Consider the following 25,632-nt stretch of genomic DNA (forward strand, 5'->3'; position numbering starts at 1 on the left):
CCAAAAGGGCTGCCGAACATTCGGCAGCCCTTTTCGTTGCGATCTGTTTGAGGTCAAGGGCTTATCGCTGCCAGTTCTTCAATGCCTTTACCGCACCCAGCATGGTCGCCTCGCTATGTGCAAATGAGAATCGGACATAGTGTTTGCCGCGAAGCCGATCAAAATCCGTGCCCGGCGTGGTGGCAACACCGGTTTCGTCAAGCATGCGACGGCAGAATGCCTCGCTATCATCCGTCAGATCGCGGACATCGGCATAGAGATAGAATGCACCATCCGCCGGGGCGAAGTTGCCAAATCCGGCTTTGGGCAGTTCATTGAGCAGGATTTCACGATTGCGGGCATAGGCCGCGACATTGGCCTGCAATTCGTCCTCGCAATCAAATGCGGCGACGGCGGCGATCTGTGATAATGCCGGGGCCGAAATAAACAGGTTCTGTTGCAGGCATTCGACCGCGCGCATCAGATCAGGCGGCACCACCGCCCAGCCCAGACGCCAGCCGGTCATCGAGAAATATTTCGAGAAGCTGTTGATGATGATCGCATCATCGCCGAATTCAAGTGCGGTGCATTCGCGGACATCGCCAAACGAAATGCCCTGATAAATCTCGTCACTGATCAGGCGAATACCGTTTTCCCGGCAATAGGTCGCCAGTTCGCGGTAAGTTTCAACGTCAATCATGCTGCCCGCCGGGTTGGACGGGCTTGCAACAATCAGACCGTCAATCGGGTCCTCAAGATCACGCAGCATGGCCACGGTTGGCTGATAATGGCTTTCGGGACCGGCAGGCAGATTGACGGTTTCAATGCCGAGTGCGGTCAGGATGTTGTGATAGGCCGGATAGCCTGGTGCCGCCATCGCCACCCGATCCCCGGCATCAAAGGCCGCCAAAAACGCCAGCACGAAGATCGAGGAAGAACCGCTGGCGACACAGATGCGTGACGGATCAACCGATGCGTTGAATTTACGCTGATAATGCCCGGCGATGGCTTCGCGCAGGGGATCAATCCCCATGGCATTGGTATAACCGATCAGATCGTTATCAAGGGCGCGGGCCGCGGCCTCGCGGACCTTGCGTGGGGCCGGTGTGCCCGGCTGCCCGACTTCAAGGTGAAAAACCGCCTTGCCGTCAAGTTCGCGCGCGTTGGCAGCACGCATGACATCCATAACAATAAACGGCGAAATGGCACCGCGGCGCGATTGTTTCAAAGCCATTTGTGGGGTCCTGCTTTGTATCGTGAAAATCGGGGCAGGAAATCCTGCCCCGATGAAATGTCTGTAAAGGGTGGCTTACTGGGTGCCCGCCATACCGCCGCCCGCAGGATCGGCAATGAACTGGCAGCTTTCAGGATGCGGCGGGATCCCTTCAAGGCAACGCACGATATTGACCGCCGGTTTGCCCGCCGAATTCATCGGGACATTGGCAGCCGCCCCCTTTTCGATCAGATCTTCGGCCATGGTGGCAATCTGTTTGGTGGCACCGGCCGGAGTCCCGGTGCCAGCGATCCCATAGTAATATTCCCAGACAAACGGGTTGACCATAAGTGCTGGGCCCATCAGCGGGGTCTGGGCATAACCCGCATCCCCGGCGGCAAGGTTAAGGCCGAACGCATCGGCACCAAGCCCCGCACCAAACGGTTTGTTCATCGTGGTCATGCAGGCAACCGCATTGGCCTTGCGGTCCAGCACGACAAAGCCGCTGCGCCCGGTATTGGCTTGAATGTTGCTGTCAGCAGCTTCGATATCGGCCAGATAGCGGTTCAGGATCGCACCAAGTTCCGTTTCCGCGTCAATAACAGAACGCCCGTTATCGGAACGCGGCGGATAGGCAAGGTAAAGCGTTTCGTTGCCAACCTTGACCTCAGTCGCGGCTTTCCATTGCGGTTTATAGGAACGCATGTCTTCGGCCGTCAGCGTGCCACCGGCATTCTGAACCGCGGTTGCAATCTGGGTGCCAAGGGCACCGTTATAAAACTCGCCCGGTCCCTTGACCCGAAGAGAGGTCAGAAGTGCGCCAAGATTGACGGAACGAATCCGGTCACCGACCTGCAAGGTTTTGCCATCTGGCATGAAAACATCGCGCAGGATCGGGCTTGCTTCGATCCGGTCGCGATTGGCTTCGATATCATCAACCATCGAACGCGATACCGGAACACCAAGGCGAGCATACTGTTCGGCGGCCGAAAGAAGCTGCGGCCATTGCAGACGACCATAACGCGCACTAAGTGCGTAAAGGCCGCGCGGGACACCCGGAACGGTCGTTGCGACCTGGCCATCTGCGGTGCGGGTCCCCGGACGTGGCCAGAAATCAAGGACTTCGACCTTTTTCGATTCCCGATCATGGACAACGCAAACCCCGCCGCCACCGATACCGGCAACCGAGGATTTGGTCACCGTCATGGTGGCATAAAGCGCAACAGCCGCATCGGCCGCCGTGCCGCCAGCCGAAAGAACATCGCGCGCAATACGGACCGCACGGGGTTCGTCGGCAACCACGCCACCAAGGAAACCACTGACGGCCCCGATTTGGCCAAGATTATCAGTATTATCAGTACCGCAGGCAGCAAGACCGGCAGTCATTGCGATTGCCGCCATGATCCGCCATGATGGCTTGCGCGTCGGGAACCTGTCCGCACGGGTCGGGTCGACATAAGATGAACGAGAACACGGAACGCACATTTTGCTCAGACGCATTATTACTCTCACTGCCATTTTCCTTGTTGCCCTGCCCAGCACAGTTTTTGCGCAGGGTCGTTCTTTTATCCGGGATACCGAGATTGAGGAAACCCTTCATCTCTATGCGACCCCGATATTCAAGGCTGCCGGGCTCGATCCGCGCGGCGTTACTGTCTATATCGTCTCAGATCCCAGCCTGAACGCATTCGTTGCAGGTGGCCAAAAGCTTTTTATCAATACTGGCCTCTTGTTGAAAGCCCAGACTCCCGAACAGGTTATGGGTGTGATGGCCCACGAGACCGGCCACATTGCGGGCGGGCATCTTTCACGTGTTCATGATCAGCTTCGAAATGCATCGGCGATCTCGATTCTGTCAACCATCGTCGGTGTTGCTGCCGGTGTTGCCGCCGGACGTTCCGATGTCGGCACGGCGGCCGTTCTTGGCGGCCAGAACGTGGCGGAACGCAATTTTCTGGCCTATTCACGAACACAGGAAAGCAGTGCCGATCAGGCCGGCGTCAAATTCCTGAGCGAAGCAGGCATATCATCGCGCGGCCTGATGGAATTCATGGAAACGCTTGAAGGTCAGGAATTGCTGAGCACCGCGCGTCAGGACCCGTATCTGCGCAGTCACCCGTTGACGACCGAACGTGTTGATTTCCTTGAAAACTATACCGCGAATTCACCGTTAAAAGACGCCAAAGTCGATCCGGTTCTGTATGAACGCCATGACCGTATGCGCGCCAAGCTGTATGCGTTTACCAACCATATCCAGCATACTTTGCGCACCTATCCCGAGTCTGATACCAGCGTTTCGGGGCGCTATGCGCGCGCCATCGCCTATTACCGGGACTCGCAAATCGAACCGGCGATGAAACTGATTGACGGGCTGATCGCCGAAGAACCCGAAAATCCGTATTTCGAAGAGCTTAAGGGTCAGGTCCTGCTGGAATTCGGCAAGGCCAAGGAAGCCACCGATCCGCTGCGCAAATCCGTCGAATTGTCCAATGGTGCCCCTTTGATCCGCCTTCTGCTGGCGCATGCCCTGATTGAAAGCGGCGATGATGCGGTTCTGGGCGAAGCCAAGGAAAACCTTCTGGGGGTTCTTTCGGTGGAACGAGGCAATGCATCGGCATGGCGTTTCCGGGCGATCATTGAAAACCGTCTTGGCAATGAAGGCGAAGCATCGCTGTCGCAGGCGGAATACAGCCTTTTGACCGGGGACCGGGAAGCGGCAAAATATCATGCGGTGCAAGCCGACCGGAAACTTGAAAAAGGTACTGCAACCTGGCAGCGCGCACAGGACATCATCCGGGCGACCGACCCGGAAGGCAAGGACAAGCCCAATTGATATCGGTTCTGCCGCCACGGGCGGGCGTCATTTCGATAATGTCGCGCCGTCTCGGCGTTGCTTTTATCGCGGTTTACGTCCTGGCCGGATGCAGCCTGCCCGATGCCGGGGTCAGCGTCGAGGGAGACCTGAAGCTTCTTTACGCCCCCTTCTCGCTTGGCAATCCGCCGCGCTACTGGCATTACGCCGACCGCCCGGCAAAGCTTGATCAGGGTGAACAGTCAAAGGCCAACAGCCTTTACTGGGACGATATTGATGGGCGCATCGCCCTTGCCATGCGCCCGGCCATTGCCCCGTTTGAACTTGGCCGTCGAACCAATATTTCGGTTCTTGCATCCCCCTATCTGTCTTTTGACTGGTTGATGAACGCATCCGCCCTGCCCGGCGATACCGAGCTTGTGCTTGGTTTCCGGTCGCAGTCACAAGGGGATTGGGGCGAAAGTGATCTGGGGGTTGGCAAACCGCCGATTGATCACGTAATCCGCCTGCCGATCGGGGGCGATATTTCGGGCACTGTCGGCTGGCAGCGGGATTATTTCGATCTTTCGACCCTGCATCGACGATACTGGCCCGACACAGACACTGTCGATGTTCGTCTGGTATGGATCGGCGTCGCATCGTCACATGATCAGCGCCCCGATGTGGCCGGTGTCACATATCTCTCGCATATTTTACTTTCCCGTTAGGGTACCCGTCTCGTATCAATGATCTAGAGAAATCAGGTCCTGCGCGATGTCAGAAACATCCGGGACGAAGACAACAAGGGATTTTCGATGAATTCGCATATGATCAAACGCCTTCTGGGCGGTGCCGCCATTATGCTTTCGCTGGGTTTTGCCATGGGGGTCCCGGCACAGGCAGCAGACCTTAGCGACGCGCAGAAGGCCGAGATCGAAGGCGTGATCGAGCAGTATCTGATGGAAAACCCGGATGTTCTGCTGCGCGCCATCCAGAATGTTCAGGTCTGGCAGACAACCGAACAGACCCGTCAGCAGGCCGAAGCCATTCAGCCGGTCTGGGATGCGCTGGTGGCTGACAGCTCCGTGCCATCGGTTGGCCCGCTTGATGCACCGGTTACCGTGATCGAATTTTTTGATTATCACTGCGGTTATTGCAAACGCGCCTTTGACGGTGTGAAGGAACTTGCGGAAAATTCCGACGGCAAAATCCGCACCATGTTTGTTGAATTCCCGATCCTGCGCGAAGAAAGTGCCATTGCGGCACGTGCCGCACTGGCCGCTGCCAAGCAGGGCAAATACATGGAAATCCACGCGGCCTTCATGGAAAGCCGTGGTGTGCTTGACGAAGCACAGATCAATAAGCTGGCCGAAGATGCCGGTGTTGACGTTGATCAGATGCGCAAGGACATGCAGTCGCCGGAAATCAACGGCATGTTGCAGCAATATTCCGCCATGGCGCGCAGCATCGGGGTTAATGGCACCCCCGCCTTCCTGATCAATGGTCAGATGGTGTCGGGGGCGGATATGGAACGGGTCAATGCGCTGGTCAAAGCCGGACTTGAAGAAGCGTCCTGATTTTTAAATCACCTGCGACTACGGATGCAGTCAATCCGTTTCGCAGCCTTAATAAAACAAAAGCCCCCGTTTCGGTATCGAAACGGGGGCTTTTTATCGGGCGTTTGCGCGATCAGATCAAACCGGCCAGCGGCGAGGACGGATCGGCATATTTTTTCTTGGGCATACGACCGGCAAGGAACGATTCACGCCCGGCGATGATTGCGTGTTTCATGGCGCGCGCCATACGGATCGGGTCCTTGGCACCGGCAATCGCGGTATTCATCAGAACACCGTCACAGCCCAGTTCCATGGCAAATGCCGCATCGGATGCGGTGCCGACACCGGCATCGACGATCACGGGCACCTTGGCGTTTTCCTTGATGAGTGCGATATTGACCGGATTCAGAATCCCCATGCCCGATCCGATCAGGGAGCCCAGCGGCATGATCGCGACACAGCCCATATCTTCAAGCATCTTGGCCTGAATAGGATCGTCGCTGCAATAAACCATCACGTCGAAACCGTCCTTGATCAGGGCTTCGGCCGCCTTGAGGGTTTCGGGCATGTTGGGATACAGCGTTTTCTGATCGCCCAGAACTTCAAGCTTCACCAGGTTCCAGCCGCCGGCTTCGCGGGCCAGACGCAGGGTGCGAACCGAATCATCGGCCGTAAAGCAACCCGCCGTATTGGGCAGATAAACGTATTTTTTCGGATCGACATAATCGACCAGCATTGGCTGCGACGGGTCGGTCAGGTTAACACGACGCACCGCAACCGTAACCATTTCGGCACCCGAGGCATCAATCGCGATACGGGTTTCTTCGAAATCCTTGTATTTGCCGGTACCGACGATCAGACGCGACTTGAATTTGTGACCGGCAACAACAAAGCCCGCGTCATCGGCCGATGCAAGATCGGCATCCGATGAACCGCCACCAATGAAATGAACGATTTCAAGTTTATCGCCATCGGCAAGGGCGGTATCGCCATAGGCCGTTTTCGGCACGATTTCGAGATTGCGTTCCACCGCGACCTTGGTCGCCGTGATCCCGAGTTCGCCGAGAAGATCGGCAACGGTTGCTGCGGTATCGATGGTGCGGTCTTCACCGTTGATGGTCAGGCGCATCTGTTCGTCTTGTCCTTGTGGTATCAAAATATTCATCTATTGGCGCGCAGTATGCGCAGCTGCCGGGCGAGAGGCAAGCTGTGATCGGCGGATTCTGCCATGCGGGGCACACAAAGCTGTCCCGATGGCGATGATGCCAGCATGATCTTGCGGCTACAGTCATAGCCTCGTCCGAATGCAACGTTGCGTCAGACTTTGGTCGTGCTATAAACGCATCACTATATGTTGGGCATGTGGGAACGGATGACAAAACCCGTCTACATTCTGAATGGGCCGAATTTGAACCTGCTGGGACAGCGTCAGCCGGAAATTTACGGTTCGACCACCTTGCGGGATATCGACAGCATGTGTTCGGCACATGGGTCGCAAATAGGCCTGCCCGTCGTCTTTCGCCAAAGCAATCATGAAGGCGAACTGGTTGACTGGATTCAGGAAGCCCGGCAAGAAGCTGCTGGTATTATTATCAATGCTGGGGCATATACGCACACATCGGTTGCGATCCTTGACGCCTTGCTGGCATCCGATTTGCCGGTCGTCGAGGTGCATCTTTCAAATATTCATCAGCGGGACGCATTCAGACATCATTCTTACGTCTCAAAAGCTGCAAAAGGCATGATCTGTGGTTTTGGCGCGCAGGGTTACATTCTTGGCCTTGATGCCATCAGATCACTGATCCACACACCATCATAAAAGATATCGAAATGAGCAAGTTCAACATCGACAACGATACCATTCGCCAGCTCGCCGAGCTGCTGGACGAGACCAACCTGACCGAGATCGAAGTTGCCGCAGGCGACAATCGCATTCGCGTCGCCCGTCAGGGCACCATGGTTGCAGCCGCTCCGGCTGCTGCACCGGTTGCGGCTCCTGCTGCGGCGGCTGCTCCGGCGGCACCTGCTGATGCAGGTTCCCATCCGGGTGCTGTAAAATCGCCGATGGTTGGCGTGGTCTATTTCGCACCGGAACCCGGCGCTGCACCGTTTATTTCGGTCGGTTCCAGCGTTTCCGAAGGCCAGACCCTGATGCTGATCGAAGCAATGAAGACCTTCAACCCGATCCGCGCGCCGAAATCTGGCAAAATCAGCCAGATCATCGCAACCGACGGCCATCCGGTCGAGTATGACGAGCCGCTGGTCATTATTGAATAAGCCGGGGTAAACACCGCATGTTCGACAAACTACTGATTGCCAACCGTGGCGAAATCGCGCTGCGTATTCAGCGCGCCTGCCGCGAAATGGGCATCAAAACTGTCGCGGTGCATTCCACCGCCGATGCCGATGCCATGCATGTCCGCCTGGCAGACGAAGCCGTCTGCATCGGCCCGGCCGCATCGAAAGACAGCTATCTGAATATTCCGGCGATCCTGTCGGCGGCCGAAATCACCGGGGCGGAAGCCATCCATCCGGGTTACGGCTTCCTGTCGGAAAATGCCGACTTTGCCGCCATGGTCGAAGAACACGGCTTTGCCTTTGTCGGTCCGTCGGCGGAACATATCCGCATGATGGGTGACAAGATCACCGCCAAACTGACCGCAGCAAAACTGGGCATTCCGGTTGTTCCGGGGTCGGACGGGGAAATCACCACCGTTGCCGAAGCCCAGAAATGCGCCAAGGAAATCGGCTATCCGGTTCTGATCAAGGCATCGGGCGGCGGCGGCGGCCGCGGCATGAAAGTGGTCGAGCGCGACGAAGACCTTGCCGAAGCCTTTTCCATGACCCGCAAGGAAGCATTGCAGAACTTTGGCAATGCCGCGGTTTATATGGAAAAGTACCTTGGCAAACCGCGCCATATCGAACTTCAGGTTATCGGCGATTCCCACGGAAATGCCGTCCATCTGTTCGAACGTGACTGTTCGTTGCAGCGCCGTCACCAGAAAGTGCTTGAAGAAGCCCCTTCGCCGACGCTGACACCGGAAGAACGCGAACGTATCGGATCGACCGTTGCCAACGCGATGCGTGGCATGGGATATCGCAATGCCGGTACGATTGAATTCCTGTATGAAAATGGCGAGTTCTATTTCATTGAAATGAACACCCGCCTGCAGGTCGAACATCCGGTGACCGAAGCCATTTCGGGCGTTGACCTTGTGCGTGAACAGATTCGCGTTGCCGCAGGCCTTGAACTGTCCTTTACACAGGAAGATCTGGAAATTCACGGCCATGCGATTGAATGCCGCATCAATGCCGAAGATCCGGAAACCTTTGTGCCGTCACCGGGCAAGATCAAGGAATATCATGCACCGGGCGGTTTGGGCGTGCGTGTCGATAGCGGTATCTATACCGGTTATTCGATCCCGCCCTATTACGACAGCATGATTGCAAAGCTGATCGTGCATGGACGTGACCGCGAAGAATGCATGATGCGCCTGCGCCGTGCCTTGGCCGAATATGCGATTGGCGGGATCAAAACCACCATTCCGCTGCATCAGAAGCTTCTGGCGCAGCCTGACATCCAGAAAGGTGATTACGACATTCACTGGCTGGAAAAATTCATGGGCATGAAGAAGTAACCTTCTATATCCCGATCAAAAAACGGGGCTTCCTTTCGGGAGTCCCGTTTTTGTTTGGGAATTTCCGTTAGCCCAGCAACGCCCCTAGCGAGACGCGATGGCAACCGCCGCCCCGGCCATCACCGTTGCACTGGTGCGGTTGGCGATTTTCATAGCACGTCGGCTGCGGATCAGGTGGCGCAGACGCGACGCCATGAAAACCCATGTCAGGTCAACCGCGACCAGAACCACCATCAGGGCGACGGAAAGTTCGAACCAACCAAACAGCGACACGGATGCCAGATCAATCACGGTTGGAACCAGCGCCATATAGAACAGCATGATTTTCGGATTGCCCATAGTCACCGTCATGCCCGCGATGAACATCCGGACACCGGATTTTGTATCGGGGATGGTTTCAGCATCGACATCAACAGGCGCGTGCCACATCTTCCACGCCAGATACAGAAGATAGACCACACCAACATATTTGATGATGGTGAACAGAAGATGGAAGCTGTTTGCGATGGCCGACAGGCCAAGTACGGCAAAGCTGAGCCAGATCAGTTCGCCAATCCACAATGCGGCCAGAAACGGCAGGATATCCCGGTATCCGCGTGCAAGAACCCGGGCCACCAGTGCCGCAACACTTGGTCCCGGCGATCCCGATGCCACCAGCAACGCCCCGGCAAAAATAATCAGCGAAGAAATTTCGAGCATTTTACAATTCCGGCGCGAAAGAATTAATCATACATTTCGATTATCATGCCAAACATAGTCGATGGACTGCAAGCTGCTATCTTGTCAGAACAGTGCGCGTTCACATATGTAAACAGACGATTTGCAAACAGGACCGAAACCATTATCACCGCGATCATGTCGAACCAACTGACCCCTGATCTGTTGATCCGTGCCTATTCGGTCGGCCTGTTTCCCATGGCCGAAAGCCATGATGACCCGACCCTTTACTGGATTGACCCGGAATGGCGTGGCGTATTGCCGCTTGACGGCTTCCACGTGCCCAGAAGCCTGCGCAAAGCGGTGCGCAAGGGGACATTCAAGGTCCATGTAAACAAAGCCTTTCCCGATGTCATTCGTGCCTGTGCGGAGCCAACCGACAGCCGGGATGATACCTGGATCAATGACAATATCCTTGATGCCTATTGCGCGCTTCACAAGATGGGGTGCGCCCATTCGATCGAGGCATGGCTTGATGGCAAGCTGGTTGGCGGTCTTTATGGCGTCAGCCTGGGTCAGGCGTTTTTTGGCGAAAGCATGTTTTCGCGTGCGACCAATGCATCAAAGGTGGCATTGGTGCATCTTGTCGCCCTTTTGCGGCAAGGCGGCTATACCCTGCTTGATACCCAGTTCGTCAATGATCACTTAAAACAGTTCGGGGTGGTCGAAATCCCACGGGAACGTTATCGTTCCGAACTTGCCCGCGCGCTTGCCGGACGTGCGAGTCTGCCGTTTGAAGCGGACCCCGAATTTATCGAACAGGTCTTGCAACAGGGCGACCGCTAACACCTGCCCGCGCCGTGTTATCCCCTGCCCCGCGCGGGCTTGTCCCCCACGAAAGACTGATCGTTACAATGCAGATACGCCCCGCCACCCAGAATGATGTCGCGAAAATCCTTGAAATCGTTGCACCGGTCCTTCGGGCCGGTGAAACCTATGTCGTGCCCACCGACATGACCGACACGGAAGTGTTGGCCTATTGGATGGGCGCGGACAGGGAAACCTTCGTTGCCGAGGAAGACGGCCAGATTGTTGGCACCTATTACCTGAAGGCCAATCAGCCGGGCAATGGTGCCCATGTCGCCAATTGCGGCTATATGACCGCCCCCGATGCGGGCGGGCGCGGGATTGCGCGGCGAATGTGCGAAGACTCGCTGATCCGTGCAAGGGATCGGGGCTTCAAGGCAATGCAGTTCAATTTCGTCATCGCCAGCAACAAGGCCGCGGTGCATCTTTGGCCGCAGCTTGGCTTTGAAATTGTCGGGCGTTTGCCCGGTGCCTATATGCACCCGACACACGGCGAAACCGACGCACTGATCATGTATCGCAAACTATAAGAAAAGGGCGGAAACAATGATGTTTCCGCCCTTCTCAGTTTGATTGCATTGCGCAACTATAGATAGATCAGAACAGGAAGCGAACCCGAAGCGTACCGTCGATGGCTTCGAGTTCCTTGCGGATGCCAAGCCCCGGCTGGATTTCCTCGTCGACTTCGACAACCACGTAACCCACGCCGCCTTCGGAACGCAGATACTGACCGCTGATATTCATGCCACGCGTTGCAAACACGTCGTTGATTTTCGACAGAACGCCCGGAACGTTGCGATGAATATGCATGAAGCGGGTGTGCTTGCGATCCTTGACCGGCAGCGAAACTTCCGGGAAGTTGACCGCACCCAGCGTCGACCCGTTATCGGAATAGGTGATCAGCTTGTCGGCAACTTCGACACCGATATTTTCCTGTGCTTCCTGGGTGGAACCACCGATATGCGGGGTCAGGATCACGTTCGGCATACCGCGAAGCGGGCTCTGGAATTCCTCGTCCTTGCCCGCAGGCTCGACCGGGAACACGTCAAGGGCTGCACCGGCCAGATGGCCGCGTTCCAAGGCCGCAGCAAGGTCTTCGATCACGATGACATTGCCACGTGCCGCGTTGATCAGGTGCGCCCCCGGCTTCATCTTGGCGATTTCGGTCGCGGTGATCATGTTTTTGGTCTGTTCGTTGGCCGGAACATGCAACGAAACGACATCAGATTTCGCCAGCAATTCATCCATCGAACTGCACGAGGTTGCGTTACCCATCGCAAGCTTGTTGATCACATCATAATAAATGACGTTCATGCCAAGCGATTCCGCCAGAACCGACAGCTGCGATCCGATATGACCATAGCCGATGATGCCCAAAGTCTTGCCGCGCGCCTCGTACGAGCCCTTGGCATTTTTAAGCCAGCCACCAGCATGGGCAGCCTTGTCACGCTGCGGGATACCGCGCATCAGCATGATGATCTGGCCCAGAACCAGTTCGGCGACCGAACGTGTATTGGAATAGGGCGCATTGAAGACCGGAATACCGCGCATCGCAGCGGCTTTCAGATCAACCTGATTGGTGCCGATACAGAAACAACCGATAGAGGTCAGCTTGGGTGCAGCGTCGATGACTTCTTCGGTCAGTTTGGTGCGGGAACGGATGCCCAGAAAATGCGCTTCGGAGACGACGGATTTCAGTTCATCCGCATCCAGAGCAGCAGGGTAGTGGTCGACATTTGAGTAGCCGGCCTCTTTGAACATCTTTACAGCGTTTTCATGGATACCTTCGAGCAGGACGATCTTGATCTTGTCCTTCTCCAACGAAAGCTTGCTGTTCACGGCGCACCATCCTTTTCTTTGCGAGGGCGACACGGGCATTTCCCGAGCCGTAGGGCCGTAACGTTACGCGCCCTTGGCCCAATGAAATAGGGCCTAAGGCAACGTCCGTCAAAGGCTTTCCCTTGCGCAAACATGCAATGCGCCTATCTTCTGAACGCATATACCGGCTATTGCGTATAGAATGCAGGCCCGAACGGCGACCAAGGATTGAACACAGGGGACCCCATCTTGCCTGCTGAGATAAGAACCGTTACCGATATCCATGAAATCGGCGAAACCGACTGGGACAAATGCGCAGGCACGGCCAACCCGTTTGTCAGCTTTGCCTTTCTTTCCGCAATGGAAGATAGCGGCTCGGCCAATGCCGATACCGGTTGGCAACCGTTTCATCTGGTGGTTACCGATGATGACGATACGGTTGCCGGGATTGTGCCGCTTTATGTCAAATCGCATTCCTATGGCGAATATGTCTTCGACTGGAGCTGGGCGGAAGCCTATGAGCGGGCGGGTGGACGGTATTATCCGAAATTACAGGCCGCCGTACCCTTTTCACCGGTTCCGGGCCCACGGCTTCTGATACGGTCCGATCATCCGGACACCGACCGCGTTCGCACACTTCTGATTGGTGCGCTTTGTGCCCTGCCCGAACGGCTTGGCATTGCCAGCCTGCATGTAACGTTTTGCAGTGGCGATGAAAGCCGGGCGATGGAAGATGCCGGATTTCTTCCGCGAACCGGCATTCAATATCACTGGTACAATCGTGGTTACGACAGTTTTGACGATTTCCTTGGCGCGCTGAATTCGCGCAAACGCAAAAATCTGCGCAAGGAACGCAAACAGGTGCGCGATGCGGGATACAGCTTTGAAGTTCTATCGGGTGATGACCTTAAAGCCGCCCATTGGGACCGGTTTTATGCCTTTTATCACGACACATCGGATCGCAAATGGGGCCAGGCCTATTTAACGCGGGAGTTTTTTGATCTTCTGCATGAACGGGTCCGGGACCGGACCGTTTTGGTAGCTGCCTTTCGTGACGGCGACATGGTTGCCGGGGCGCTCAACCTGATCGGCACGGAAACCTTATACGGACGCAACTGGGGCACGGTTGACCGGACCCCGCTTTTGCATTTCGAGACCTGTTACTATCAGGCGATCGATATCGCGATTGAACGCGGCCTTAAAACGGTTGAGGCCGGGGCACAGGGTGAGCATAAAATCCAGCGTGGCTATGAACCGGTTCTGACCCATTCGGCACATCTGATTGTCGATGCCGGTTTACGCAATGCCGTGGCCCGTTTTCTGGATCAGGAACGCCATCATATTGCGCAAGACCGCGAATTTATCGTCGCCGAACACAGCCCGTTCAAACAGGAATGAACCGGCAGCTCCGACAAGCAAAAAGGAGCACGATGCATCAGCATCGCGCCCCTTCCTGACTGCCCAACCAACTCGTTATTTTTAGACGGCTCTGACGTCGTTCAGGAAGCCATTTACATGGCTTCTCAGTTCATCATTGGCGGCCGCAAGACGGCCGACACAGTCAAGCTGACCATTCGAAAGATCGCCGCTTTCGGTTGTGGCCAGGGCAACACTTTTCACCGCATTTGAAATCGCGACGTTGCCATTGGCAGCCCCTTCGACACTGCGTGAAATTTCTTCGGTTGCAGCGCCCTGCTCTTCCACCGCACTGGCAACAACCGACATCAGTTCATCAATTTGATGAATGGTTTCGGCAAAGCCGCGAACGGCTTCGGCGGCGGCACCGGTTTCACCCTGCATTTCGGTAATTTTCGCAGTGATCTGTTCGGTTGCCTTCACCGTCTGGGCAGCAAGGTTTTTGACTTCCCCCGCCACCACTGCAAAGCCCTTGCCTGCATCGCCGGCACGTGCGGATTCAATTGTCGCGTTAAGTGCCAGCAGGTTTGTCTGATCGGCAATGTCGCTGATCAGGCTGACAACTTCACCAACACTTTGTGCCGCTTCGTTCAGCATTTCGACACGCTGATTGGTGCGTTCGGTTTCCGCAACGGCATGCTGGGTGATTTCGGTAACACGTGCGATCTGCGATGCGATTTCAGAAATCGACGCGGAAAGCTGCGCGGTTGCCGATGCAACGGTTTCGATGTCTCCCGATGATTCTTCGGCCTGCTCTGCCACACTTTTCGCATCCTGATTGGCGCGAACCGAATGTGACGAAAGCGTTTCCGATGCACTGCGGACTTCGTCAAGCGCAACATTAACCGCCGAAAGAACTTCCTGGATTTTATGATCGAAACCGGCAGTCAGCGTGCCCATGCGCTTGCTGCGTTCGATCTGGCGTTCGGCTTCAATCCGTTCCTGTTCGGCCATCCGGGCACGTTCACGGGCGTTTTCACGGAACACTTCAAGCGATTTGGCCATCGCCCCCACTTCGTCGGCGCGCTTCATATCAAGGATTTCGATATCAAGGTTGCCAGATGCCAGGCTTCCCATCGCATCCGTCATCTTGCGGATTGGTGTCGCAATAAGGCGCGACAACGTGCCACCAAACAATGCCGCCATGGCGATCAGCAAAACAACACCAATGCCCAGTGTGGTCTGAAACAGCATCATGGCCCGTTCGACACGGTTTTCGACATCCAGGTTCATCTGGTCGATATTTTCTGCCAGTTCCAGGGCAATCTTCGATACGCTGTCGGACAGTTCGCGCGGTTCGCCGGAAGCTTCAATCGCACGCGCATGGTTGACGGTCAGATAATGACGCATCAGTTTCGCCTGCTCGCTGGCGATCTCTTCCCAGCGATCAATTGCGCTGTCCATCTGTTCGATAAGATCGGCAATTGTCGGGTTAATCGTCGCGTAGGCTTTCAGAACATCGGTGCGGGTATCGATTTCAGCCAGCGATTCCTGATAACTTTCAAGTCCGGTCCGGTCACCGGTTGTCAGGAAATAAACCAGTTCCTGACGCGCCATCAGATAAGAGCGGTCCAGGTTGCGATAGTCGCGTTCGAAATCAGAAAGATAATCACGTTGATCATTGGCAGACTTGACCTGGAAAGTCGCAAACATCCCGGCCCCCGCAACCATCAGGATGACCACAATCATCACAGCAAAGCAGGTCGTCAGCTTGGCTGGTATGGAAAGGTTTTTGAAGAAGTTCATTGTCCGTCTCCCTTACAACTGCTGACGACGCGCGAGTTCATTAAGATTGACCTCGATCGTGACGGCACCGATTGGTGCCCCTTGCTGATCGCTCATGGTCATATTGAGCTGCGAACGCCAGGTGTCGGATTCTTCGTTATATTCAGCTTCATCAATGAAGACGGCGTTGGCTCCGTTGGGGAAGGTGTTTTTGAACTTGGCCTCGTCCCCCTGCCAGAAATCGGAAGTGATCGAGCTTTGCCCGACATTGAGGCCGACAGCGTCCATGACAAATATTTCGGCAAACAATCCGCCGGAACGCGCCTGGATCTGCGTCAGATAACTGGAAAGAGGATTGGTCAGAATGGCTGCGACCAGCGGCTGGTCCTCGGCTTCGCGTTCCGCCACCCATTGTTTGTCGGCAGCATCGATCTGATCCTGCGTCATACCTTTGCGCAACCGGTTCTGCGACGAGATTGAAAGTTCGACCACCGGATTTGCAAGCCATTCCCGAACATCACGGATCGTGTCATCCGTAATCAACTGGTCCGGTGCCCCGGGCAAATCTGACTTGGCATTGGCGGCAGTGACACCAAACGAAGTGCCAATCATCAGACCCGTCACCAGAACAAGGTGTTTTGTTATCTTCATAACCCTTCCTACCCCTCCGTATGCAAATACTATCCCTTGGTATAGATTATACAGAGAAAAATCTGTTCATCAACTACTTTTAGACGCAGGAAAATATATACAAACACGCATACATTATCCGATATCCCCATATGGGGATGCCAGTTAAGCCATTGGAGGGCTGGATGATAAGAAAAGGGGGACAAAAGAAAAAAGCGGCGGAAAAACCGCCGCTGAGTTTGGTTGGGACACGAGCAAACTGCAGAAGATTACGTTGTTCCAGGCGCAAGATGCGCCCCTGCAAAGAACAACTGTCCGATCACACATATGCATAGGGTGTGCCAGTTTTTGGCATCATCTTAAAATCGCAGAATTTGGCCGATTATTGATTGAAAAAACTCTGATAAGACAACTACTTCAAAATTAATTCGCAATTTGCGACAGAAATATTTGCAAAATGCGATAACCATTCTTTGCATTTTGCAAAACGCAATTTAAGTCAAATGACAGCAGGATTGATCTGCAGATCAACCGGCGTTGCGGCGTGCCGGCTTACGCTTTTTCCGATTTCCGAAATTCAGCAAAGCAGGAGCGTTTTCAATGATTTCCTGAAGAATTTCCTTGGCAATCTCAAGGTCATCCTTGGCACCTTCATCAAGGTGGCTGATATATCGCGGATTGGAAATCATGCGCTCTGCCTCATAAAGCGTGCGAAGCTCGCTTTGAAACATCTCGCGCGCACCAAGCGGCAGAACCGGCTTGGCACTCATCACAAAGAAGAATTTCAGGCTGGTTTTGATCACGATGCGCAGCATCAGAATCTGCAATTTATGGAATTGCTCTTCAAGCTCGTCCTTTTTCGGATGCTTTTCAAGCTTTGCAAGGCGGTCGGTGATCACCAGCGAAAGCGCCTTGAAATTATCGACTTCCTCGCGGAAAGGCCGGTAACCTGTCACTTCCGTTGTATCGACCGTCTTCTCGATCACATCTGCCAAAGCCACAAGCCTGCGCGCCTGCGATTCAAGTTTGGACAGAAACTTCTCGACCTCATCACGGTATTTTCGCTGTGTCGCCTGGTTCATTGTTTTTATATGCCACCAAAAGCAATTGCCCGAAACAACTGTTCCGGGCAATCACAATAACGCGCCAAAACTTAATGACAAGGTAATCGATCACAGGGCAATCAGTTTGCCATTTCCGGATCTTTTTCCTTTTTCGACCCGCCACCATTTTCTTCCGGATAACGGAAGATAACGGCATCGTCTTCGATATCGACCAGAACGGCCCCGCCCTTTTCGAGTTTGCCAAACAGCAATTCCTCGGCCAGCGGCTTTTTGACGTGTTCCTGAATGACACGCCCCAATGGACGCGCCCCAAAGGCCGCATCATAGCCCCGTTCGCCCAGCCAGGTCCGCGCTGCTTCGGTCAGTTCGATCGAAACATTGCGATCTGCAAGCTGGACTTCAAGCTGCAGTATGAACTTGTCCACCACCATCTTAACGACCTCCGGCTTGAGGTTTTCAAACGGAATGACCGCGTCCAGACGATTACGGAATTCTGGCGAGAAAGTTCGCTTGATCGCCTCTGCATCCTCGCCGGTACGCATTTCACGTTTGAAACCGATGGGCGGCTTTGCCATATCCGATGCGCCCGCGTTGGTCGTCATCACCAGCACAATATTACGGAAATCAACGGTCTTGCCGTTATTATCCGTAAGCTTGCCGTGGTCCATCACCTGCAAAAGAATATTGAACAGGTCCGGATGGGCTTTCTCGATCTCGTCAAGCAGGACAACCGCATGCGGATGCTGATCGACGGAATCGGTCAGAAGCCCTCCCTGATCGAAACCGACATAGCCGGGCGGCGCACCAATCAGGCGAGAAACGCTGTGGCGTTCCATATATTCCGACATGTCGAACCGTATGAATTCGATCCCCATGACATGCGCCAGCTGCTTGGTCACCTCGGTCTTACCAACACCTGTCGGGCCGGAGAACAGATAGCTGCCAATCGGCTTTTCCGGTTCGCGCAGACCGGCACGTGCGAGCTTGATCGCGCTGGCAACAGCCTCAATCGCCTTGTCCTGCCCAAATACAACGGTCTTGAGATCACGTTCCAGATTGGCCAATGCCTTACGGTCATCCGTCGACACCGATTTTGGTGGTATGCGGGCAATCTTGGCGACGATTTCCTCGACATCGCGTTTGGAAATCGTGCGCTTACGCTTGCTTGGCGCCACCAGCATCCGGGATGCCCCGACTTCGTCAATCACATCAATCGCGCTATCAGGTCGCTTGCGGTCATTGATATAGCGTGATGCCAGCTCGACCGCCGACCGAATGGCCTCGTTGGTGTATTTGACGTGATGATGTTCCTCGTAATAGGGCTTGAGCCCCTTGAGGATTTTAATGGTATCTTCGGGAGACGGTTCTTCAACATCGATTTTCTGGAAACGACGCACAAGGGCGCGGTCCTTTTCGAAATGACCGCGGAATTCCTTGTAAGTCGTGGAACCGATGCATCGAAGCGAACCGCTGGCCAAGGCCGGTTTCAACAGGTTCGAGGCATCCATTGCCCCGCCCGATGTCGCGCCCGCGCCAATCACCGTGTGAATTTCATCAATGAACAGAACCGCGCCATCAAACTCTTCAAGTTCCTTGACGACCGCCTTCAGGCGCTCTTCGAAGTCACCACGATACCGTGTCCCGGCCAGAAGCGCGCCCATATCAAGAGAGAAAATGGTGGCATCCGCAAGAACCTCGGGGACATCACCATCAACAATGCGACGCGCCAAGCCTTCGGCGATGGCGGTTTTACCAACCCCCGGATCGCCAACATAAAGCGGGTTGTTCTTGGTGCGACGGCACAGGACCTGAATGGTGCGTTCAATTTCGCTTTGGCGGCCGATCAACGGATCAATCTTGCCATTCTGCGCCTTGACATTAAGGTTCACGCAATAAGCCTTGAGCGCCTCGCCCTCGCCAGCGGCGGCACCTTCTTCAGCGTCGGTTGTCGCACCGGGTGCAACTTCTTCTTCGGCACCACGCGGAATGCGGCGTTCGTTCAGTTCGGGCGCCTTGGCAATTCCATGGGAAATGTAATTGACCGCATCCAGACGGGTCATGTCCTGCAATTGCAGGTAATAGACCGCGTGCGATTCACGTTCGGAGAACAGTGCAACCAGCACATTCGCCCCCGTTACCTCTTCTCGCCCGGAAGACTGAACATGAATGGCTGCGCGCTGTATCACGCGCTGGAAACCAGCCGTCGGTTTGGGGTCCACCAGACGCGCACTGATCAGGCCGGAAAGCTCGCTATCAGCAAACTCCAGCAGATCCGAACGCAGACGATCAACATCCACCCGGCACGCTTTCAGAACAGACAACGCGTCCTGATCTTCGGTCAATGACAACAGAAGATGTTCCAGCGTTGCATATTCATGACGCCGCTCAGAGGCATATGCCAGCGCACGATGTAAGCTTTCTTCAAGGTTACGTGAGAGCATGTTTCACTCCTTCTCTAACGTGCACTGCAGCGGATGCTGATTTTGCCGCGCCAGATCCATGACCTGGTTGACCTTGGTTTCCGCGATCTCGTAGGTGAAAACCCCACAAATTCCGACCCCCTTTCGGTGGACCTGAAGCATGATCGCGGTCGCCTCTTCCCGGCCCTTTTCAAAGAACCGTTCAAGCACATGGACAACGAATTCCATGGGGGTGTAGTCGTCATTTAGCAACAACACCTTGTACATGGACGGCTTCTTCGTCTTTGGCCGTGTCTTCGTTACGATCCCCGTATTCGGGAGACCACCACCGTCATTGTCCTGATCACTCATAATCTGCTTACCGGAACCCTTTTGTTCTGCATTGTCTCCATGATAGGTCATTGAACATCTGTTTCAAAGTCCGCAGCGACAAAACGTTTCTAACCTCATCCCAAATTCATGTAGGCCGAGAATGCCGTGCTGCAAGATCATTGACCAAACTTCGTCATCTTTGCCGTAAATATCGGTAAAAAAAATAAAAACGGACATGGCTGCCAGCCATGTCCGTCCCGATACATTCATTACGGCAAAATCCTAAGTGCGTCGGGTTGCTTACTTGAGCGGAACACCAGCAGCCTTGGACATTGCAGCAAATCCGTCCGTGAAAGCAGCGAACATCATTTTCTGAATTTTTTCGCCTTCGGACATGCCGGACTCGACATAGCGCTTCAGTATACGCTCGTTCAGTTCCTGCAGTTCAGAAAGGCTTTCGACCTTTGAAAGCGCCTCGAAATCAGCTTGGGATGCATCAACTTCCCGCTGCGCCCAGGATGCCAGCTCAGCACCGAAGGAACCGCTTTTTTCCATCAGTTCAGATGAAACCTGCCATACGCCTTCGAAACTTTTTTGCTGCGTTTCGATCAGTTCTTCGTATCTGGCCATCATTTGCGTTCCAGCATCGGAGAATATGTCAGCCTGCTCGGTAATCTTTTCTGTCACCTGAGCAAGAACATCATTGACCGCCGTTAGACTTCCTTCGAGAGCATTCTGGGTTGCTGCAACCATGGTATCGACTTCCGGTGCTTTCCAAAGCTCTGTGAACGGTTCAAGGCTTACCGCACCAAACGCAGCCACATCACCGGCGGCCGTCGGCTGGGCTGCAACCTTAACCTCGACATCAGTTTTTTGGGTGTCTTTAGCTTTCGTCTCGGCCTTCGCTGCCGCTGTCACTTTGGCCGGAGCTGCCGCTTTCTCTTGCTCTGTCACGATGGAAGCCTTCTTTGCTGGGGGAGGCGTTTCGGAAATCGCACCAGATGCCTTATCGCTGGAAACCGAAACTTTGGGTTCGCTGACGGCTTTGGAGGCAGGCATAACCGTATTCTTTTTCGATGTGGTTGCCGCCTTCGGACGGCTTGCCGGTTTGGGGCCTGCCGTTGTCTTCTCTCTGGCTTGTTCGGGCGCAGGTTTGCTTTCCGCTGCTTCTGCTTTTACCGGGTCATCAGCCTTGGCCGGAGCCTCAGCCCCTTTAGCGGCAACAGGTTCTTTCTTCGCCTCCGGTACTACAGCATCCGGTTTTGATAGCTCCGCAGGAGGATGACGCAATGCCTCTGCTTCAAGCGCGCTTGCGGTTGTGACGACACGCTTCGGCCGCTCTGTTGCAGCCTCGGAAATTTCAGCTGTCGCGGCCTTTGCCGGGGAAGCAGCCGACTTTTTACCGCCATCAGAAGCTGTTTTTTGAGTCACCGCCTTTGGGCGAGAAGAGACCTTTGCCGGATTAGCATTTGTTGAAGCGGGCGCAGATTTTTTGCGAGGAGTCACCATGTGCCGACCTCCTTGAATTGGGCTTGGCATTCAGAAATTATGCTGCATCGCAACATAACCCTAGATGGAATAGCGGTGTGCCGTCAAGATTGCTTTGGTGACATTTTAAAAGTCGTGAATGGGTCAAGCACGTCTGGGAGAACGGATTATCTTGAGTCCCGGAAACCGATTGTAAAAAACCGGCATACGTTCAACCGCTTAGGCGGGAAATTACGTTAATCCTGATATTCAGGATGCTAAAAAAACAAAAATGGCACGGGTTATGCCGTGCCATTTTCATCGAAGATTCCTGAAACGGATCAGCTTATTTCAGCTGATTTCCGCGCACGGTGCGATAGAAATGGCGAGACTCGGCTTTCTTGTCATTCTTGCTGAAAAACGGATCAGGCTGCTTTGGCGCACCGAAAGCCGGCGGCTGAGGAAGTGTTTTTTCCAAACCTGACAGGTTTTCGAGCACATTCGGGAAAGTCAAAGCGCGCAGATCATCCTTGGTAGATGCCCAAGCAGCAAGCGTGATGCTTTGCGATGAGCAGCCAATCGCAACCCAGTAATAATCGTCAGAATGCAGGCGCAATCCGTCGCGGCTTTGATATCCGAAACCATCGGCCTGAAGCGCATCGGTCAGTGCAAGATATTGTCCGCGCGACAGGTTTTCCCGCGATTCCGTCCCGCCGAAAGCACCAAGGGGGGCTGTGACCTCGACATTGACCTCGCTTACGTCAAGCGGACCAAATATCCGCGACACCATCTCAAACTGCTCCGCACCGTTCCTGGGAATAAGGTCGTAGCTGCGCGTTTCTTTATAATAATCAGCATTATAGACGATGCGAATCCGTCCTTCTGCATCCCCGGCAGAACATGCGGTTCGAATGTCATCCGCATTGATAAACGAGAACCAGCTACCCTTGCGCACCAGCGGATTTTCGATATCGCTTGTACCGGTAAAACTGCATGCAGAAAGCGCCATCAAACCTGCGGCACACAGCGCGCCACTACTTAAAATTGATGATTTTGTTCTTATGTTACTGACAACAGACATTATTTTTTTACGCATTCGATCCTCGATTTTTAACCTTCTGGCGGATATAAATTGAGTCTGACGAAAAAATGAGACCGCAACAAGGCGGCAACTCAGATTATCTGAACAAGCGTTAAGCATTTTTTTAATGCCGCGATGAGACACTGACCATATTTCGTCTTGGGGATCACCGTAAAGCCGAGCCCGTCAAATGCGTTTTAAGACCCGTCTTGGGCCAAAAGCGATGGCCACCGTTAGTACTGATCAAAGTCGACCGATGTGGCAATCGCAGGGTCGCAGGATTTACTGCGTCCTGTCCGTGATGCTGCTGATCATCGCTGCTGTTGTATTCACAACACCGGCAGCAATGGCACGCACCTATACAGCGATGGTTATCGACGCCGAAACCGGCGATGTCCTTCATGAATATCGCGCCGACCACAAAGTTTACCCTGCGTCACTGACCAAGATCATGACGCTTTACATGCTGTTTGATGCGCTGGATTCCGGTAAGGTATCGCTTTCGACACGCATGGAAGTTTCCAAACGCGCCTGGGGACAGGCCCCTTCGAAATTAGGCCTTCAGCCTGGCGAAAAGATTTCGGTCGAGGATGCCATTCTGGCACTCGTTACGAAATCGGCAAACGACATTGCCGTTGTGGTCGCCGAGCATCTTGGCGGAACCGAGGTGAAATTCGCGCAGATGATGACCGCGAAAGCGCGCCAGATCGGCATGAAGAACACCACCTTTCGCAATGCATCAGGCCTTCCGAACCGTGGCCAGTTGACCACAGCCCGCGATATGATCCGGCTTGCGGTTTCGTTGCGCAAGGATTACGGCAACTACTACCATTATTTCAGCACCCAGAAGTTCAGCTATGGCAAGCGCACCTATGGCAACCATAACAATCTTCTGGCGTCCTATTACGGTACGGACGGCATCAAGACCGGCTATATCAATGCGTCGGGCTTTAACCTTGTCGCATCGGTCAACCGCAATGGTCGCCGTTTGATCGGCGTTGTCTTTGGTGGCCGGACAGCGCGGTCACGCGATGACCAGATGAAAAAGCTTCTTGATCAGGCCTATCTTGAACTGAAAAAAGACGGCGAAATCATCGCGCCACGTCCGCGCATCAGCCCGGATGGCAAAATTCTTCCGGCTGATACCCAGCTTCTGATGGCCAAGCAGAACAACGCCAATGAAGTCGAACAGCCCGGCCGCATTGATACCGAAACCGTTGTCGCCCGCCTGTCGCCGGAAACCGGCGGATGGGGCATTCAGGTTGGTGCGTTCAGCGATCAGCGTCGCGCACAGGAAGCCGTCCTTGCCGCAGCACGCACAGCGCCGGAAGTCCTTCGACTGACCCGTGCCGCTGTCGAGCAGCAAAGCAACGGATCGGGTGTTGTTTATCGAGCCCGCCTGCTTGGGTTTGGTGGTGAACAGGAAGCACGCAGTGCCTGTGCTGCGCTGCGCAAGGAAAAGGTCGCCTGTATCCCGGTTAATGCCGGTGATGCCGGGTAAACAGCCTGCCTCAAATCAAAAAAGCCCGCTGAAGCAATTCAGCGGGCTTTTTTGTACCTTCCAGAAAACGGCCTAGTGACCGCCACCGGGTGCAAAGAAATCATCCGAAGTCAGACCGCTTTTTTGCAGCTGTGCGGTTACCTCTGCTTTCAACCGCAACAAACCGCTTTCATCAGCGGCCTCGCAACGGGCCACGATCGCAGGCTGGGTATTGGAAGCACGCAGCAACCACCAGCCGTCATCCGTGCTGACACGCACACCATCAATTCCACTGACTTCAGCACCAGCTTCGGACAAACGACCACGTACTTCTTCGATCAAGGCGAACTTGCGGTCATCCGGGCAGTCGATGCGGGTTTCCGGGGTATTAACGGCCACCGGCATCGCATCACGCCAGTCATCAAGGCTTTTGCCACTCTGAACCAGAATGCGATACAGCCGAACCGCGGCATACATTGCATCGTCATAGCCATAGTAGCGTTCGGCAAAGAAGATATGACCGCTCATTTCACCGGCAATCGGTGCCTTTGACTCAACCATTTTGGTCTTGATCAGCGAATGGCCGGTTTTCCACATGATGGCATTGCCGCCAAGACGGGTGACCTCGTCAAACAGCGTCTGGCTGGCTTTGACATCGGCAATGATCGATGCGCCCGGCAGACGCCCGAGAACGTCGGCAGCATAAATCTGCAGCAGCTGATCGCCCCACAAGACACGCCCCTGCCCGTCAACAACACCGATACGGTCGCCATCGCCGTCAAAGGCGACACCCCAGTCGGCATTCAGCGATGCCACCTTGGCCTTAAGATCGACCAGATTGGCCTCGACCGTCGGGTCCGGGTGATGGTTTGGGAAAGTGCCATCGATCTCGTCAAACAGCAGATGGTGGTTGCCCGGAAGCTTTGCAGTCAGTTTGCGAACCACATCGCCCGCGGCACCATTGCCGCAGTCCCATACAATCGTCATCGGCTTGGCAACATCACAATCAAGTTCAGTCAGCAACCGTTCGACATAGTGGTCTTCGATATCAATGTCGGTAACCGAACCAGTACCGGTTTCGAAATCACCCGATGCAGCAATACGGCCCAGCTCCTGAATGGCTTCGCCAAATACCGACTTTCCGGCATTGAGCATCTTGAAACCATTGTAATTCGACGGATTATGCGACCCGGTCACCATGATGCCAGCATCGGTTTTCTGGTCATAAACCGTGAAATAGAGCATCGGAGTTGGCCCACGCCCGATCCGGACAACATCACAACCGGTCGAAACGATCCCTTCGACAAGCGCACTTGCCAGTTCGGGCGAACTCAGCCGTCCGTCCCGGCCAACGGCAACCCGTTTTCCGCCAGACTGGCGCACTTTCGTACCAAATGCCTTGCCAAGAGCAAGCGCATCGGCCGCATGCAGGGTTTTGCCCACGATACCGCGCACATCATATTCGCGCAGCACGGAAGGATCAAAATTGTGTCCGGCAGAGATGGTCATAGTTCTAAC

Annotated in this window: 23 protein-coding genes; 10 read left to right on the forward strand and 13 right to left on the reverse strand. The window is 54.6% G+C overall.

Annotation, left to right across the window (positions count from 1 at the left end; all coding sequences use genetic code 11):
- Positions 1–61 precede the first annotated feature (61 nt).
- On the reverse strand, positions 62–1,213 hold the full coding sequence (locus tag IT971_RS12630) for a pyridoxal phosphate-dependent aminotransferase (protein WP_063095759.1): 1,152 nt from the start codon (positions 1,211–1,213) through the stop codon (positions 62–64).
- A gap of 75 nt (positions 1,214–1,288) precedes the next feature.
- Positions 1,289–2,692 carry a gamma-glutamyltransferase gene (locus tag IT971_RS12635; protein WP_063095757.1) on the reverse strand — a complete coding sequence of 468 codons (1,404 nt, stop codon included), beginning with the start codon at positions 2,690–2,692 and terminating at the stop codon, positions 1,289–1,291.
- Between IT971_RS12635 and IT971_RS12640 the strand changes: the two genes are divergently transcribed.
- The 3 genes from IT971_RS12640 (at position 2,679) to IT971_RS12650 (ending at position 5,560) form a co-directional block, all read left to right on the forward strand.
- The gene (locus IT971_RS12640) at positions 2,679–4,025 is read left to right on the forward strand and encodes a M48 family metalloprotease (protein ID WP_007090284.1); all 1,347 of its coding nucleotides are present in this window, start codon (positions 2,679–2,681) and stop codon (positions 4,023–4,025) included. The genes IT971_RS12635 and IT971_RS12640 overlap by 14 nt on opposite strands.
- Positions 4,026–4,063: 38 nt before the next feature.
- Positions 4,064–4,711, forward strand: coding sequence for a hypothetical protein (locus tag IT971_RS12645; protein ID WP_223305131.1), 648 nt, complete (start codon positions 4,064–4,066; stop codon positions 4,709–4,711).
- 87 nt (positions 4,712–4,798) lie between these two features.
- On the forward strand, positions 4,799–5,560 hold the full coding sequence (locus IT971_RS12650; protein WP_063095753.1) for a DsbA family protein: 762 nt from the start codon (positions 4,799–4,801) through the stop codon (positions 5,558–5,560).
- A 112-nt stretch (positions 5,561–5,672) separates the two neighbouring features.
- Here the strand turns inward: IT971_RS12650 and thiS are convergent, their stop codons facing one another.
- Entirely contained in the window at positions 5,673–6,668 is a 996-nt protein-coding gene (thiS, locus tag IT971_RS12655) for a sulfur carrier protein ThiS (protein WP_063095751.1), read from the reverse strand.
- A 243-nt stretch (positions 6,669–6,911) separates the two neighbouring features.
- Here thiS and aroQ point away from each other — a divergent pair, with 243 nt between their 5' ends.
- The 3 genes from aroQ to accC are packed head-to-tail and all read left to right on the forward strand — an operon-like array spanning position 6,912 to position 9,177.
- Positions 6,912–7,358, forward strand: coding sequence for a type II 3-dehydroquinate dehydratase (aroQ, locus tag IT971_RS12660; RefSeq protein WP_037988093.1), 447 nt, complete (start codon positions 6,912–6,914; stop codon positions 7,356–7,358).
- Positions 7,359–7,369: 11 nt separating this feature from the next.
- Complete coding sequence (accB, locus tag IT971_RS12665; protein WP_007090289.1) at positions 7,370–7,816, forward strand: acetyl-CoA carboxylase biotin carboxyl carrier protein; 447 nt, start codon at positions 7,370–7,372, stop codon at positions 7,814–7,816.
- A 17-nt stretch (positions 7,817–7,833) separates the two neighbouring features.
- On the forward strand, positions 7,834–9,177 hold the full coding sequence (gene accC, locus IT971_RS12670) for an acetyl-CoA carboxylase biotin carboxylase subunit (RefSeq protein ID WP_007090290.1): 1,344 nt from the start codon (positions 7,834–7,836) through the stop codon (positions 9,175–9,177).
- An 84-nt stretch (positions 9,178–9,261) separates the two neighbouring features.
- On the opposite strand, the gene IT971_RS12675 is transcribed toward accC, so the two are convergent.
- A complete protein-coding gene (locus IT971_RS12675; protein ID WP_063095749.1) occupies positions 9,262–9,876 on the reverse strand; it encodes a LysE family translocator in 615 nt (204 codons plus the stop codon).
- Positions 9,877–10,032: 156 nt separating this feature from the next.
- Between IT971_RS12675 and aat the strand changes: the two genes are divergently transcribed.
- Both aat and IT971_RS12685 read left to right on the forward strand, forming a co-directional pair.
- Positions 10,033–10,680 carry a leucyl/phenylalanyl-tRNA--protein transferase gene (gene aat, locus IT971_RS12680; protein ID WP_007090292.1) on the forward strand — a complete coding sequence of 216 codons (648 nt, stop codon included), beginning with the start codon at positions 10,033–10,035 and terminating at the stop codon, positions 10,678–10,680.
- A gap of 68 nt (positions 10,681–10,748) precedes the next feature.
- Positions 10,749–11,231, forward strand: coding sequence for a GNAT family N-acetyltransferase (locus IT971_RS12685; protein WP_063095748.1), 483 nt, complete (start codon positions 10,749–10,751; stop codon positions 11,229–11,231).
- A gap of 67 nt (positions 11,232–11,298) precedes the next feature.
- On the opposite strand, the gene serA is transcribed toward IT971_RS12685, so the two are convergent.
- Positions 11,299–12,540, reverse strand: coding sequence for a phosphoglycerate dehydrogenase (gene serA / locus IT971_RS12690; protein ID WP_007090294.1), 1,242 nt, complete (start codon positions 12,538–12,540; stop codon positions 11,299–11,301).
- A gap of 228 nt (positions 12,541–12,768) precedes the next feature.
- On the opposite strand from serA, the gene IT971_RS12695 reads away from it, so the two are divergent.
- Complete coding sequence (locus IT971_RS12695) at positions 12,769–13,917, forward strand: GNAT family N-acetyltransferase (RefSeq protein ID WP_063095746.1); 1,149 nt, start codon at positions 12,769–12,771, stop codon at positions 13,915–13,917.
- 81 nt (positions 13,918–13,998) lie between these two features.
- On the opposite strand, the gene IT971_RS12700 is transcribed toward IT971_RS12695, so the two are convergent.
- The 7 genes from IT971_RS12700 to IT971_RS12730 form a co-directional block, all read right to left on the reverse strand.
- On the reverse strand, positions 13,999–15,681 hold the full coding sequence (locus IT971_RS12700; RefSeq protein WP_037988022.1) for a methyl-accepting chemotaxis protein: 1,683 nt from the start codon (positions 15,679–15,681) through the stop codon (positions 13,999–14,001).
- A 12-nt stretch (positions 15,682–15,693) separates the two neighbouring features.
- On the reverse strand, positions 15,694–16,311 hold the full coding sequence (locus IT971_RS12705; RefSeq protein WP_007090297.1) for a hypothetical protein: 618 nt from the start codon (positions 16,309–16,311) through the stop codon (positions 15,694–15,696).
- Positions 16,312–16,817: 506 nt separating this feature from the next.
- On the reverse strand, positions 16,818–17,372 hold the full coding sequence (locus tag IT971_RS12710; RefSeq protein WP_007090298.1) for a hypothetical protein: 555 nt from the start codon (positions 17,370–17,372) through the stop codon (positions 16,818–16,820).
- Positions 17,373–17,473: 101 nt separating this feature from the next.
- Positions 17,474–19,795 (reverse strand): ATP-dependent Clp protease ATP-binding subunit ClpA, encoded by a 2,322-nt coding sequence (gene clpA / locus IT971_RS12715; protein WP_037988020.1) that lies wholly within the window; start codon positions 19,793–19,795, stop codon positions 17,474–17,476.
- Positions 19,796–19,798: 3 nt separating this feature from the next.
- On the reverse strand, positions 19,799–20,125 hold the full coding sequence (gene clpS, locus IT971_RS12720; RefSeq protein WP_037988091.1) for an ATP-dependent Clp protease adapter ClpS: 327 nt from the start codon (positions 20,123–20,125) through the stop codon (positions 19,799–19,801).
- Between the two features lie 261 nt (positions 20,126–20,386).
- Positions 20,387–21,595: a phasin family protein gene (locus IT971_RS12725; protein ID WP_063095744.1), complete on the reverse strand. Its 1,209-nt coding sequence runs from the start codon at positions 21,593–21,595 to the stop codon at positions 20,387–20,389.
- 304 nt (positions 21,596–21,899) lie between these two features.
- Complete coding sequence (locus tag IT971_RS12730; RefSeq protein WP_252724151.1) at positions 21,900–22,778, reverse strand: hypothetical protein; 879 nt, start codon at positions 22,776–22,778, stop codon at positions 21,900–21,902.
- Between the two features lie 46 nt (positions 22,779–22,824).
- Between IT971_RS12730 and IT971_RS12735 the strand changes: the two genes are divergently transcribed.
- Positions 22,825–24,135 (forward strand): D-alanyl-D-alanine carboxypeptidase, encoded by a 1,311-nt coding sequence (locus tag IT971_RS12735; protein WP_223305133.1) that lies wholly within the window; start codon positions 22,825–22,827, stop codon positions 24,133–24,135.
- Between the two features lie 72 nt (positions 24,136–24,207).
- On the opposite strand, the gene pgmG is transcribed toward IT971_RS12735, so the two are convergent.
- Positions 24,208–25,623: a phosphoglucomutase/phosphomannomutase PgmG gene (pgmG, locus tag IT971_RS12740; RefSeq protein ID WP_063095735.1), complete on the reverse strand. Its 1,416-nt coding sequence runs from the start codon at positions 25,621–25,623 to the stop codon at positions 24,208–24,210.
- Between the last annotated feature and the right edge of the window lie 9 nt (positions 25,624–25,632).

This window comes from Thalassospira sp. B30-1, assembly GCF_015767575.1.
In the GTDB taxonomy this organism is placed as follows: Bacteria; Pseudomonadota; Alphaproteobacteria; order Rhodospirillales; family Thalassospiraceae; genus Thalassospira; species Thalassospira xiamenensis.